This is a genomic window from Psychrobacillus sp. NPDC093200, assembly GCF_050280345.1.
Classification (GTDB): domain Bacteria; phylum Bacillota; class Bacilli; order Bacillales_A; family Planococcaceae; genus Psychrobacillus; species Psychrobacillus faecigallinarum.
In genome coordinates, this window is the sequence record NZ_JBNNVC010000002.1 from 1,001,524 (window position 1) to 1,015,135 (window position 13,612).

A 13,612-nucleotide genomic window follows, 5' to 3' on the forward strand; every position below is an offset into this window, starting at 1 on the left:
TCCTTAACGTCCGCGGCGTTCTTCTAGCAGTCGCCAATCTAAAAATCCTTCTTCAATTCCTTTTAAGAGTACTTCTGCCGTCCCCATATTTGTAGCCAATGGAATTTGATAAACATCACATAGACGTATTAAAGCAGTTACATCAGGCTCATGGGGCTGAGCTGTAAGTGGATCTCTAAAAAAGATAACCATATCCATTTCATTGTTGGCTATTGCTGATCCGATCTGTTGGTCTCCTCCTAGGGGGCCAGATTTGTATCGATTGACTGACAATCCTACTTCATCAATAATCTTTTTACCAGTCGTCCCAGTAGCAAATAATTCATGCTCCTCTAAGATGGTTTTATAAGCTGTTACAAATTGGATCATATCTTCTTTTTTCTTATCATGGGCAACTAAAGCGATTCTCATGTTGCTTCCTCCTATAGGATAATTTCTTCTAAACCATACACTAATTTGCTTTGATTCATCACTTCTTTAATAGAAATAACCACACCTGACATAAAAGAACTTCTATTGAAGGAGTCGTGTCTTAAAGTTAATAGCTGACCATCTCCACCTAAAAGCACTTGTTGATGTGCGATTAACCCGGGCAAACGAACGCTATGGATGCGCATTCCATCAAAATTAGCGCCTCTTGCACCTTTAAGAATTTCCTCTTCTTCTGGATGACCTTGAACTGAAGCTTCTCTAGTATTTTGTATCATTTGTGCAGTTTTAATCGCAGTCCCTGAAGGCGCATCTACCTTCTCATCATGATGCAGTTCAATTATCTCAACATCCGGTAAATATTTTGCAGCAGTTTGGGCAAACTTCATCATTAATACGGCTCCAATAGAAAAGTTCGGAGCAATAATACAGCCGACTTGTTTTTCTTCTACCAAGTTTCTAATATTATCTAATTGTACTTCTGAAAAGCCTGTAGTGCCAACCACAGGTCTTACCCCATACTCCAATGCAGTAATAATATGCTCGTAAACAGCAGAAGGTACGGTCAAATCGACTAGAACGTCCGGTGCCGTTTCTTCGATTAACTCTGTTAAAGAAGTATAAATCGGTATATTATCTCCTAAGGTAGCTTCTGTTTTTTTTGAATCTAATAATCCTACTAAGAGAAAATCCTCGTTTTTTGTAATGGTTCCTACTGCTTCCCTTCCCATCTTACCTCTGGGCCCTGCTACTGCAACTTTTATTACCATTATGAGTCCTCCTTTTTAGTCCATCGATCTTTATCACGTGTATTATATTTATAGAGTACTTTTTGTAAAGCATCTTCTAGGTCAATACCTTCTGAGTTAGCCAAACAAATTAATACAAAAAAGAAATCACCCATTTCATCAGCAAGTTCCTTCTGTACCTCTGTATGCTTTTTTTTCTTAGTACCATACTTATGTTGAACCTCTCTTGAAAGCTCTCCTAGTTCTTCTGTGAGCCTTGCAAGGAGCTCCATTGGAGGAAAGTATCCTTCCTTAAATTGGCTTATGTATGTATCTACTTCCTGTTGAAGCATTTTCATGTTTTTATGTTCTTTCATAAACTCACTCTCCCACATTTATCGTAATAAATATACACTACTGTTGTCAAAAGCTATAAAATATTATAGATTTAGTATGGACTATTAAATGAGGTGGTACAATGGGAATAGGCTTAAAATTTAAGAATATATTGATGATTATACTGGGATCTGCAATTTTTAGTTTTGGATTTGTACATTTTAATATGCAAAATGCCCTTGGAGAAGGCGGATTTTCAGGGATTACGCTAATTCTTTATTTTGTATTTGGGTTAGATGTTTCTGTTATGAATCTTGTGCTGAATATACCTATGTTCTTTTTAGGTTGGAAGCTTTTAGGTAGAAGAGTATTTTATTATACCCTTATAGGAACCTTTTCAGTTTCTATCTTCTTAAAAATCTTCGAAATATATGAGATTCAACTCGGGATTAGCGATGATTTATTTTTAGCCTCACTTTTTGCTGGTGTCTTTATAGGTACAGGGCTTGGTATCATCTTCCGAGCTGGTGGCACTACTGGTGGAGTTGACATTATTGCTAGACTAGCCCAAAAATATTTGGGCTGGAGCATGGGTAAAACAATGTTTATGTTTGATGCATTAGTTATTTTAGTTTCTTGGCTAACATTCTTGGATATTCGCTCAATGATGTACACGCTTGTTGCAGTATTTGTTGGTGCTCGAGTTATAGATTTCGTCCAGGAGGGTGCATATGCAGCTCGTGGAGCATTCATCATATCTGAACATCAGGATGCCATTGCTAATCGTATAACAACCGAAATGGACCGGGGAGTAACCGTCCTAAAAGGCTATGGGCATTACACAAAAAAAGATCGGGAAGTATTATATTGCGTTATTTCTAAAAATGAAATTATGCGATTAAAAACTATCATCTCAGCTGTTGACCCCCATGCATTTGTTTCAGTTACAGAAACAAATGATGTAATGGGTGAGGGCTTTACATTAGACGAACAAAAAAGACCACTCCTTTAAACTAAAGGATATAAAAAGAGCATGCTTGCATTTTCACTCTGCAAAACATGCTCTTTTGTTTTTTATTTATAATTAAATCATTTTAAAACAAAGAGACTATCCTAGCAGAAGCTAAGATAGTCTTCATTTTTAATTATTCATCTCTAGACATACCTGTATAGATTAAGACTAGACGTAATAGCTCAAGCACTGCTACCGCTGCGGCTGCTACATACGTTAAGGCAGCTGCACTTAATACTTTTTTAGCGTGTCTCTCTTCTTCGTTACGAATAACACCTAACGAAACCATCTGATTCATAGCTCGACTAGAGGCATTAAACTCAACAGGAAGAGTAACGATTTGGAATACAACCCCCATGGCTAATAGAATAATACCTAATAACAACATGTTAGTTGAAGTTGCAAAAATACCAATCATAATAAAGATCCAAGATGCATTAGAAGATATATTAGCTACCGGAACTAATTTATGTCTTAATGTTAAAAAAGAGTAAGCTTCTTTATGCTGAATAGCATGGCCTACCTCATGAGCAGCTATTGCAGCACCAGCTACAGAAGCTTCATGGAAGTTAGGACTAGATAATGCAACAATTTTGGTCATCGGATTATAATGATCACTTAAGAAACCGCTGCTTTCTACTACTTTAACATCATATAAACCATTTTCATCTAAAATTCGTCTAGCTACTTCTGCACCAGTCATACCGGATGTAGAACGTACCTTAGAATACTTTTTATAGGTGCTTTTAACTTTCATCTGTGCATATATCGGCAATAATAAAATTATCGCAAAATAAATGATATACATTCCCAACAGACTTTTCCCCCTCTCAATATCTAACACTAATTTTAATAGGAAACGGATCTACAATCAACTAATATGATTTGACCTTCTTTGATAAATGGATATTGCAAGTAGAATACATGCAATTGATAGCCAGAAAGTAAAGTAACCAATATTATTGGCATAATCACTTAAGCTTCTATAGGTTGGCATTTGTCCAAAAACGTAATCAATAACGTCATTATGTAAGGTCCATATTGCCGCGATTAAAATATGGCCAAGTTTAAAACGATAGAAAGGAATATATAAAACAGCCTGTAAAGCCATAGCAAAATGAGATGCAACTAGCATCCACCCCATCCATCCAATACCTCCAGTTTCCACATATGTCCATAGATTCATAACCACAGCCCATAAACCGTATTTAACTAATGTAATTAGTGCTAATGCTTCTATTAGCTTCCAATTCTTTTTAAGCAGCCAGCCAAGAAGAGCTATCGTAAAGAAAAGACTCGCAGTCGGGCTGTCTGGTACAAATATTAAAAACTTAGCTTCAGTAACAGATAATTGCCCTTCATACCAAATGTAACCATAAATCGTGCCCAGAAGATTTACAAAAAACAATAACCACATAAAGGATTTGTTGTAAAGCAACATCTTTAAATGCATTAACATATATATTACCCAATCTCCTCTTTTTTATAATTAAGTTATTTTGTAACATTGTTGTACCATTAAAAAATTTATAGCTAAAAAAAGAGAGCCAGTTACCTGACTCCCTTAATTTTGGATTATTCTACTGGCTGTAAGGTTGTTATAAACTCAGCAAGCTGTTGTAATTCCTCTTCTGTTCCTTGGAAAGAGCCAGGTGGCATAGTTCCAATCCCTTCATGAGCAATATTAACAATTTCTTCAGCTGTATATTCTAAACCAATAAGTGGCTTACCTATACCGCCTTCAAATGCATTACCATGACAACCTATACAGGAAGATCCCTGATAAATTTCATAGCCTGGTGCTGTTTCATCAATTTCCACAGCGACTTCTTCTCTAATTTCACCTTGTGCTTTAGCAGCTTCCCAGTCATGGTTTGCTACAGATTCCCAAGTTAAGAAAATGATGGAAGCGATTGCTAGAAGCATGAAACCAGTTGGTAAAGGACGTTTCCATGGGCTTCTTTCCTTGCTTGTATCTAAGAATGGTACTAGTAAAAGTGCTCCGAAAGCAAGTCCTGGCATAACGATTGCACCAATAATATTATATGGTCCAGAAGCAAATTCGTATTTTAATAATTGATATAAAAATAGGAAATACCAGTCAGGTAAAGGAATATATCCTGTGTCCGTTGGGTCAGCTGGTCGCTCTAACGGCGATGGATGTGCGACTGTCAATACTAAATAACCGACTAAAAATACTGCTCCAACTAACCATTCTTTTAATAAGAAGTCAGGCCAGAAAGCTTCTGTTTTACCTGGATACTCAGAATAGTCTTTAGGAGTTTTCTTTTTACGGCTAGAAGGATCCGTTACACGAGAATCTCCAACAAATTTCAAACCTTTTCCGCGATGCATATTGTCCCCTCCTTTTAAGAATTATCTGTTCCACTTACCCATTATAGTGGCCCAGAAATACCTTGACGACGAATCATGATAAAGTGAGCTGCAAGTAAAGCAAAAAGAGCAGCTGGCAAGAAGAATACATGAATCGCGAAGAATCTTGTTAATGTTTGTGCACCGATGATTGTTTCATCACCAGCTAATAACGTTTTGATCATGCCACCAATAACTGGAACAGATGCGGCAATTTCAATACCTACTTTTGTAGCGAACAATGCTTTCATGTCCCAAGGAAGTAGGTAACCTGTAAATCCTAAACCTAACATAACAGCGAATATTAATACTCCGACCATCCAGTTTAGTTCACGAGGTTTTTTGTAAGAACCAGTAAAGAATACACGCAAAGTATGTAAGAACATCATAACAATTACAAGTGATGCTCCCCAGTGATGCATCCCACGCACGATTTCACCGAATGCTACTTCGTTTTGAAGGTAGTAAACAGATTCCCATGCATTCTCGATATCAGGTACGTAATACATTGTTAAAAACATACCAGAAAGAATTTGAATAACTGTGATGAAGAAAGTTAATCCTCCGAAACAATAAACAAATGCTGAGAAATGATGTGCAGGGTTTACGTGTTCTGGTACTTCATGGTCTGCGATATCACGCCATATTGGTGTAATATCAAGACGTTCATCCACCCAATCATAGATTTTATTAAGCACTGATGTCGTACCCCCTTACATTAAACTAATGTGTTAGTTATAGCTTTTCCAATTTCTAAGAAACCGTCATTTTCACGTACTTCAAATTGATCCAACGGACCTAGAGGTGGTGTTTTTGCAACATTCTGTCCGTTTTTCTCGTAACGACCTGCGTGACATGGACAGAAAAATTGGTTTTTATGCGCTGGGTCACCTTCCCAGTTGACTGTGCATCCTAAGTGCTTACAGATTGGAGATAATGCGATAACGCTGTCTCCTTCTTTGTAAACCCATGCAGAACTAGTTACATCAGACTTGTACCAGCCGTCTACCTGTTCAAAAGTAAAGTCTACTCGTTCAGGCACATCTGTAAGATCTGCAATTTTCTTCTCAGTCAGTACGAAGTCTCCACCTTCTGATTTTTGCAATACAGGATCAACTGCAAAACGTACCATTGGCATTAGCATACCTGCAGCCATAAATCCGCCAACACCCGTTAATGTATAACTTAAAAATTGACGTCTTGATACTTTATTGTTACTCATCCTTTTCCCCCCTCTAACTTAAAGGTCAGTCCAATGGACATACTTGCTTGAATTAATAATACTAGGACATTTCAATGATATATCAATAAAAATAGAAGGTCAATAATTCCTGCCACGAATTATGAACTTTGTGAACAATTAATGAAAGATATTGTCACGAATTTGCCCATTTTTTTGCAAAAAGCGGGATTAATTGTCTTAATTGATCTTCCAATACGGATATTTTCATTTTTTGATCCATGGAATCAAGTGGTATTGATGGGAACCATATTACATTTTGATCCTCCCCCATTGTACTCCACTCTCTATCAGAAGTAACGTAAAATGTGTGTTTAAACCCAGCTTTTTTTAATTCCTCATTCCAAGCATCTAGTAATGATAGCTTGTCCTGATTATTTGTGTAAGAGAAGGAAGGAAATAAAACAATCCTTCCTTTAAATTGATTTTCAATTGTGTTGGCTAACGATAAGGTAAAATCAGCTGCAGAAGCAGCAAATGGGAAGCCATGCTCTGAACCGTCTATTAATATTAGTGGAATTATTGCTGTGTCTATATATTCTTTTTGTGCTTGAAAAACTGCGCTATCTTTTCCGTTCCAATGCATGATAATCTCATCTCTCCTATTTTTCTCTATACGGAAGATTTTTCCACAATGCGGAAAGCTCGAGAAATTTTTCTTTATTGTTTTCGTCAATTGCTTGATCAATCTGTTTTTTCAACTGCTCAGCCTGAAAAGATTGCAAGCTTTCTGTCAATATATCTTCTGCTATCATCTTATCTTTTTCACTAATATGCAAGTATTTCGGCATATAAGGGTTCTCTTCTAAAACCGCTAGGTACTCCGGACTAGGAGGAAGTGTTTGAAAGTTCAACTGAATATACATTTCTTCCTCTGGGTGCAATCGAAGATCATGAAATGATTTTTCTGCATCCGCGGTCATGATACTACCTTTGTAGAATCTAAAAGGTATTCCGGAGGAAGTAGTTACAGACATAATCATAGCACGAGGGCAATAATGAGCTTCCTCCACAAAATGTACATTGTTCAACATTGTTTCATGGCTTATTAAGTAATTTAAAATCCACACGCACTCTCTTCTTTTCATTTGATACTTTTTCAAAAACCAACGGACAAACTCTTTTTTCTCGCCAACTGAAACAGAAGCAGTCACATAACCTCTCCTTCCTATCTTTATTCCATCATGTCAAACCATTCACTGTTTTCAGGCTGAAGCTTCTGCAATTTGGAAATGATTTCTTTAGCTTCTTCACGCTTACCTTCTTCTAAAAGGAAGTATAAGTATTTTTCTAAAAATGCTACATCCTCTTTATGTTCAGTATATGCAAGTTTATAAAATTCGTATGCTTTTTCATACATTTCTAAACGTTCATATGCCTCTGCTAGAAGTGGATACATAGATGACCATTCAAATTGCTCCTGTTTTAAGGCCTCATATAGTTCAATCAGTTCTTCATCCATCTCTTCCTGTGAAAACAAAGAAGAAAGTATGTAGATAGCATCCATATATTCTGGATCTAATGCTATAGCTTGCTGAAGAAAACTTTCTGCTTCCTTCACTCTACCCAATTTCAATGAAATTTTACCTGCAAATAAATAATATTCTTTTTCAAATTCATCTCGAGCTATTCCGTTCGTAATAGCCTCTAATGCTTCCTCGTTCTTTTCTAGCATTGCATAAGTTTCTGCCAGGAGCATATACCCTGAGAAGAAATCTGGATCAATTTCTAAAAGATGATTTAAATGTTTTGCTGCAGTCTCATATTGTCTAGCTTGGAAAAAAGCATAAGCAGCTTGGAATTGAACCTCAGGAGCCGCTTCCTTCTTTAATGCATCTGTGTAATAAGGAATCGCCTCTTCATAAGCAGCACCAGCACTATAAATTTCAGCTACTTTTAAAGGTAAATTTACTCCTTGTAGTTCATTTTGAGAAGCTAACAGCTCTTCCATTAATCGCGCAGCCTCTAAATATCTCCCCGTTTCAAACAATAGCTCGCCTTTTGCATATTGCAGTAATGGCTCTTTTGGTAAAATAGCAATTGCTTCATTTATTTTATGTTCAGCAACCTCATATAAACCAATCATTTGATAATAATCAGCTAAAGTAAGCAAAGCCTGTGGATAGGACTCACTTTTCTTTTCTATATTGCTTAGCATTTCCAAAGCATCGTCTTCTTTATTCAATTCTAAATATAATTGTGCCTGATCTATTTTGAGCTGATCCTCTTCTGGGAATATAAAGTTTAAATGCTCTAAAAGCTTTAATGCCTCTTGGACAAATCCATACTCTGTCAACATATCAGCTAACTCATACTGCTCATCCGGATCTCCTTCTAGCAAGAAAGCGTCCAGCATTACTCCTAACTTTTCTATATCTCCATTCTCCATTACTCGAATAAAGGGCATCATTCTTTCCATATCATCACCATTCCTTCTCATTTATTAATCGTACAAGAACTTTTAAAGTAGAACAAGAAAAAGACTCTCCTTATTAGGGAGAGTTATGGAAAAGTTATTGTTTCGTGACTTTTTCTATATGTTCAAAGAAATTTGGATAAGAAACAGCAATACATTCATGATTGTCGATTGATACCGATCCCTCTGTAATTAGTGCCGCAATAGCAGCCATCATCCCAATACGATGGTCTCCGTAAGTCAATAATTCTCCGCCATGCAATGGAGTTGGCCCTTCTATGATCATCCCGTCTTCTGTAGGAGTAATATTAGCTCCAAGTTTTCGTAGTTCATTAACAACTGCGTCTATGCGATTTGTTTCTTTTACTTTTAATTCTTCTGCATTTTTGATAATTGTTTTTCCCTTAGCTTGAGTTGCTAGAAGAGCTATTACTGGTATCTCATCTATTAATCTAGGAATTAGATCGCCTCCTATAGTTGTACCTTTTAAATCTGACGTCTCAATAGTCAAAGCACCGATTAGCTCGTGACTTGTATTTTCTGATATATCGATTGTTAAAGATGCACCCATAGATTGTAATACGTCAATGATCCCTGTCCGAGTTTTATTTAACCCTACATTGGTCAGCTCCAACCTACTCTTTGGAGAAATAGCCCCCGCAACCAAGAAAAAGGCAGCAGATGATATATCCCCAGGCACTATTACATGAGTACCTGTTAGCTTTTGCCCACCGTGAAGACGAATCATTCTGTCCTCAACTTGAATATTTACTCCAAAATGACTAAGCATTTTTTCTGTATGGTCACGAGTAGTCTCTATTTCTTCTACTATTGTTTCACCTTCAGCATTCAAAGCAGCTAATAATATAGCAGATTTAACTTGAGCACTTGCTACAGGCATTTTATAATGGATGGCCTGCAAATTTGACCCCTCCACTGATATTGGGGTGTACTGTCCATTTGCTCGACCAATCAGTTTTGCGCCCATTTGCTTTAATGGCTCAGTAACTCTTTTCATAGGCCTTTTTTGAATTGACTCATCCCCTATTAGTACAGAGGAGATATTAGATCCTGCTAATATTCCAAGCATTAAACGAGTTGTAGTTCCAGAGTTACCAGTATATAAAATCTCATGAGGTTCTTTCCATGTAGAAATCCCGTTGCTTTTTATTTCTACACGGTCCTCTTCTACCTTTATATCAACCCCGAGCTTTGAGAAGCAATCAATTGTACTTAAGCAATCATCACTCTGTAGGAAGCCTTCTACTGTTGTAGTTCCTTCTGCGATAGCCCCAAACATAATAGAACGATGAGAAACTGATTTATCCCCTGGTATTTTAATACTTCCTTGTAAGGAAGGCTTATCAAAATTTAATAGTTTATCTGACATCGTAGATCCCTCCCTAAGCAATATATGTATCAAATGAGGTATGAGTAGCAATACATTTAACAGCCTTCGCACGGTCTTCCATCGACTGAAAGCTAATGACCAAAATACCAAATATGTCTTCTCTTGTTTCCACAATACGCAAATTTGTTATACTTATATCCTCTTTTGCTAAATAACCAATAACTTCGGAGATAACACCGGCATAATCCGGAACATCCACATACAGGTCATATACACTATATAATGCTCCTTGAGCAATTGGTAGATCATCTCGAATTTGTTTTGCCTGTGCAAAGTATTCCTCGATATCTTTTTGGTCTGCCTTTTCTATAAGATGCTTTAATCGTAACATCTCCTCCGTCCAAAGCTGAAGCTGATTACTAATTTCCTGGCGGTTTTGCATCGTTATGTCTCTCCACATAATCGGGTTGGAAGAAGCAATACGAGTTATATCTCGAAAACCACCTGCTGCTAGCTGCTTTGTAAAAGGAAAGCTCTTATTTTCCTCTGACAGTTGATGTACAAGTGAGGCTGCTATTAAATGAGGGAAGTGGCTAACAGTTGCTGTCATATGGTCATGCTCCTGTGCACTAATCTCAACGAGCTTTGCTTTAGTAACTAGCAAAATATCCTTAAGTCTCTTTAAATTTTCCTCCGCTTCGTCTACAAAGGGAGTAAGCATATAATATGCATTTTCAAACAAATAGGCACGAGCTGCTCCTATACCACTTTTATGGGAACCAGCCATCGGATGCCCCCCAATAAAAGTAATTCCAAAATGCTTAAGTACTTCAGCAGCATTCATTATTTCATTCTTCGTGCTACCCGTATCCGTAATGATCACATTTTCTTTTAGTTTCCATGTTGGAAGCAGCTTCATAAGGTCGATTGTTATACTGACTGGAGTTGCAAATACGATAATATCTGCTTGCTGTGCAGCATCTTCCATATTAGAAGCAATTTCATCAATTACCCCTAGCTTTTTAGCAGTAACAAGAGAATTTTCATTGCTATCATAGCCTACAATAGTCAGACCGTCTTTCCTCTTTAGCCCTAAAGCTAGAGAGCCTCCTATGAGACCAAGTCCAATAATGAAGATGGTTTGTTTCATTAAATTACCCCTACCTCTGTCAATACTTCATCTAGTTTTTGAAGTAATTCTTCATTTTGTTCTTTTGTTCCAATAGTAATTCTAAGATACCCTGGTTTTCCTAAAGCATTACCACTGCGAACGATATATCCACGCTGCATAAGCCCTTGGAAAACTACGTCACTATCAGCTTTTACTTCCATCAAAATAAAATTTGTGTGAGAAGGATAGAAGTGCAGCTTTCGCTCTTTACAATATGCTTCGAATTGAGATTTCCCAGCATTATTTTTTTCTTTGCAATCAGCGATGAATTGCTGATCGCTCAGTCCTAATATGGCTACTTCCTGAGAGATGACGGTATTGTTAAATGGCTCTCTCGTCGGCTCTAGCTGACTAATTACTTCCTCAGAACCTACTGCGTAACCTACACGGAAGCTTGCTAACCCATAAGCTTTTGAGAAGGTACGCATCACTAAAACATTGGGATGTTTTTCTATTAACTGAATAGAATCTTCATAACTACTATCCGTAATGTACTCTGTATAAGCTTCATCTAATACGATTAATACATCACTTGGTGCTTGCTCTACAAAAGCCTTTATTTTATCGCTTGGAGTTAGAGTCCCTGTAGGATTATTAGGATTACAAATCCAAACAATTGCTGTGTTTTCATCGATGGCCGCAAGCATTTTTTCTAAATCATGCTCTCCCTCTGCTGTAAGAGGAACAGTACGTGCTTCTGCGCCCTCCACCACGGCATTATGCTTGTATTGACCAAAAGTTAAATCTGCCATAATAGTATTTAAACCAGGCTCTAGAATCGCTCTGGAAACGATTAATATATTCTCGTCAGAGCCGTTACCAAATAACAATTGCTTTTCGGAAATATTCAAACGGTTAGCAACCGCCGTGCGAAGCTTAGAGGCATATCCATCTGGATATAATGCAAAATCTATATTAGCATTTGCCAAAAATTCCTTTACTTTTGGTGAAGCACCATATGGATTTTCGTTAGATGCAAGCTTTGTAACCTTTTCAAGATTAAAGGCCTTCTTAACTTCATCCATTGTTTTTCCTGGTTGGTATGCTTGTAATCCAGCAATTTGTTTTTTGAATTTCATTCTATTTACCCCAATTCTATTATTATCTTTTTAATAAATCTGGTCTCAATTGAATTGCCTTGTTTAAATATATGTGTTGTATATCCTTTTGTGATTTCTCTGTATTGACATGCATCATTAAACGTATGCATTTCTCTAGCGCACCCGGGACATTCATTTCGTGCGTACACATTACCGGGACATGCGACCATCCTTCTATACCTCTCACAGCCCTCGCAGGAAATGCTGAAGTAATATCCGTAGTGGTGCTAATAATGACAGAAGCGATTGACTCAGGATCAATGTCGTTCGCCTTGACCATTTCTAAAGCAAGACGGGACGTTTCTTGCATTACTTGCTCATTAGAATCTGCATCCACTGTTGTTGCTCCTCTAACGCCTCTAATCAATTATTTCCCCTCCATTATCCATTTTCGTAATTGTTCGTCACACTGTTTTATGTCTTCCATTGGAACAACCTTTATGAAAGGCACTCCAATGGTGTCAAGTAATGCAAAATGCAGTTGCTTTTTCATTGTCTTTTTATCCTTCAGCATGAAATCCGCCAATTGCTCAAAGGGACATGCTAAAACCTGCTTTATATCATATCCAAGTCTAATAGCCAACGAATAAAATGATTTTGCAAAGCCATTAGGCAGATGGCCGAACTTTTCACTAAGCATTAGTGCGGGAACCATTCCAATCATTACTGCTTCCCCATGTGAAATCTTTCCGTATCCAATGGATGCTTCTACTGCGTGACCATATGTATGCCCAAAGTTGAGATATTTTCGGAAGCTGCTCTCTTTTTCATCCATTTCAACAATTTTGGCTTTGACACGAATGCCCTTATCCAGCCATTGTAACAATTGAAGTTTATCTAGATTATTTAATGAAGTAAGCTGGTAAAATTCCTCCACCCACTTATTATCGCTAATAAGTGAATGCTTAATAACCTCAGCCATGCCGGACTTAACCTCTCTTAGGGGAAGTGTCTTTAAAAAGTGAAAATCATAAATCACTTCTTTCGGCTGATAAAAAGCACCTATCATATTCTTTCCAATCGGATGATTAATCGCTGTTTTTCCACCAACAGAGCTGTCATGTGCAAGGATAGTAGTAGGGATTTGATAGAATGCAATGCCTCGCATAAAGGTAGCTGCAACAAACCCTGTTAAATCTCCTACAGCCCCTCCCCCAAAAGCAAATAGGGCAGAGTTCCGTGTAGCTCCCTCCTGTAAAAGAAAGGTTTGTACATTTAAATAGGATTCAAAGGTTTTACAGGACTCGCCAGTTGGAACAATACATATTTTAAACGGCGCAGTAAAATTTTCTCTTACATAGTCCTCATGTAAACTCCAAACAATTTCATCGCTTACGATAATTAACTGATCATAGTCTTCTAGCTTTTTTTTATTTCTGAAGGAAAAATCCTCAAGGATGCCTTCTCCAAGATGCACCTCGTAAACAGAGGCATTTGTTCTAACTGGGATAATCAT

At 37.3% G+C, this 13,612-nt stretch carries 17 protein-coding genes; 1 reads left to right on the forward strand and 16 read right to left on the reverse strand.

Going from position 1 to position 13,612, the window contains the following annotated elements; translation table 11 throughout:
• Nucleotides 1-3: 3 nt before the first annotated feature.
• From mgsA to ACQKNZ_RS12730, 3 genes are read right to left on the reverse strand one after another with little or no spacing between them, the layout of a single operon-like run.
• Nucleotides 4-411 carry a methylglyoxal synthase gene (gene mgsA, locus ACQKNZ_RS12720; RefSeq protein WP_144536859.1) on the reverse strand — a complete coding sequence of 136 codons (408 nt, stop codon included), beginning with the start codon at nt 409-411 and terminating at the stop codon, nt 4-6.
• An 11-nt stretch (nt 412-422) separates the two neighbouring features.
• Nucleotides 423-1,199 (reverse strand): 4-hydroxy-tetrahydrodipicolinate reductase, encoded by a 777-nt coding sequence (gene dapB / locus ACQKNZ_RS12725; protein WP_154310929.1) that lies wholly within the window; start codon nt 1,197-1,199, stop codon nt 423-425.
• Nucleotides 1,199-1,534 carry a nucleotide pyrophosphohydrolase gene (locus ACQKNZ_RS12730; RefSeq protein ID WP_144536863.1) on the reverse strand — a complete coding sequence of 112 codons (336 nt, stop codon included), beginning with the start codon at nt 1,532-1,534 and terminating at the stop codon, nt 1,199-1,201. The genes dapB and ACQKNZ_RS12730 overlap by 1 nt, the downstream gene beginning before the upstream one ends.
• A gap of 101 nt (nt 1,535-1,635) precedes the next feature.
• Between ACQKNZ_RS12730 and ACQKNZ_RS12735 the strand changes: the two genes are divergently transcribed.
• Nucleotides 1,636-2,505 (forward strand): YitT family protein, encoded by an 870-nt coding sequence (locus tag ACQKNZ_RS12735; protein ID WP_427660004.1) that lies wholly within the window; start codon nt 1,636-1,638, stop codon nt 2,503-2,505.
• Between the two features lie 133 nt (nt 2,506-2,638).
• On the opposite strand, the gene ACQKNZ_RS12740 is transcribed toward ACQKNZ_RS12735, so the two are convergent.
• The 13 genes from ACQKNZ_RS12740 to aroB form a co-directional block, all read right to left on the reverse strand.
• Nucleotides 2,639-3,313, reverse strand: a complete 675-nt coding sequence (locus ACQKNZ_RS12740; protein ID WP_427660169.1) for a zinc metallopeptidase — start codon at nt 3,311-3,313, stop codon at nt 2,639-2,641.
• 63 nt (nt 3,314-3,376) lie between these two features.
• A complete protein-coding gene (locus ACQKNZ_RS12745) occupies nt 3,377-3,964 on the reverse strand; it encodes a DUF1405 domain-containing protein (protein ID WP_154310931.1) in 588 nt (195 codons plus the stop codon).
• A gap of 116 nt (nt 3,965-4,080) precedes the next feature.
• Nucleotides 4,081-4,860, reverse strand: coding sequence for a menaquinol-cytochrome c reductase cytochrome b/c subunit (locus ACQKNZ_RS12750; RefSeq protein WP_144536869.1), 780 nt, complete (start codon nt 4,858-4,860; stop codon nt 4,081-4,083).
• A 41-nt stretch (nt 4,861-4,901) separates the two neighbouring features.
• Complete coding sequence (gene qcrB, locus ACQKNZ_RS12755; RefSeq protein WP_144536871.1) at nt 4,902-5,576, reverse strand: menaquinol-cytochrome c reductase cytochrome b subunit; 675 nt, start codon at nt 5,574-5,576, stop codon at nt 4,902-4,904.
• Nucleotides 5,577-5,596: 20 nt separating this feature from the next.
• Nucleotides 5,597-6,100 carry a ubiquinol-cytochrome c reductase iron-sulfur subunit gene (locus ACQKNZ_RS12760; RefSeq protein ID WP_144536873.1) on the reverse strand — a complete coding sequence of 168 codons (504 nt, stop codon included), beginning with the start codon at nt 6,098-6,100 and terminating at the stop codon, nt 5,597-5,599.
• A gap of 154 nt (nt 6,101-6,254) precedes the next feature.
• Nucleotides 6,255-6,704 (reverse strand): YpiF family protein, encoded by a 450-nt coding sequence (locus ACQKNZ_RS12765; protein WP_151110156.1) that lies wholly within the window; start codon nt 6,702-6,704, stop codon nt 6,255-6,257.
• Between the two features lie 16 nt (nt 6,705-6,720).
• On the reverse strand, nt 6,721-7,272 hold the full coding sequence (locus ACQKNZ_RS12770; protein ID WP_144536877.1) for a ReoY family proteolytic degradation factor: 552 nt from the start codon (nt 7,270-7,272) through the stop codon (nt 6,721-6,723).
• A 20-nt stretch (nt 7,273-7,292) separates the two neighbouring features.
• Nucleotides 7,293-8,537 (reverse strand): tetratricopeptide repeat protein, encoded by a 1,245-nt coding sequence (locus ACQKNZ_RS12775; RefSeq protein ID WP_427660008.1) that lies wholly within the window; start codon nt 8,535-8,537, stop codon nt 7,293-7,295.
• Between the two features lie 94 nt (nt 8,538-8,631).
• On the reverse strand, nt 8,632-9,924 hold the full coding sequence (gene aroA / locus ACQKNZ_RS12780) for a 3-phosphoshikimate 1-carboxyvinyltransferase (protein ID WP_427660010.1): 1,293 nt from the start codon (nt 9,922-9,924) through the stop codon (nt 8,632-8,634).
• A 13-nt stretch (nt 9,925-9,937) separates the two neighbouring features.
• Entirely contained in the window at nt 9,938-11,035 is a 1,098-nt protein-coding gene (locus ACQKNZ_RS12785; RefSeq protein ID WP_144536881.1) for a prephenate dehydrogenase, read from the reverse strand.
• Nucleotides 11,035-12,135: a histidinol-phosphate transaminase gene (gene hisC, locus ACQKNZ_RS12790; RefSeq protein ID WP_151110160.1), complete on the reverse strand. Its 1,101-nt coding sequence runs from the start codon at nt 12,133-12,135 to the stop codon at nt 11,035-11,037. The genes ACQKNZ_RS12785 and hisC overlap by 1 nt, the downstream gene beginning before the upstream one ends.
• Nucleotides 12,136-12,157: 22 nt before the next feature.
• Nucleotides 12,158-12,523, reverse strand: a complete 366-nt coding sequence (gene aroH, locus ACQKNZ_RS12795; protein ID WP_144536885.1) for a chorismate mutase — start codon at nt 12,521-12,523, stop codon at nt 12,158-12,160.
• Complete coding sequence (gene aroB, locus ACQKNZ_RS12800; protein ID WP_154310932.1) at nt 12,524-13,612, reverse strand: 3-dehydroquinate synthase; 1,089 nt, start codon at nt 13,610-13,612, stop codon at nt 12,524-12,526.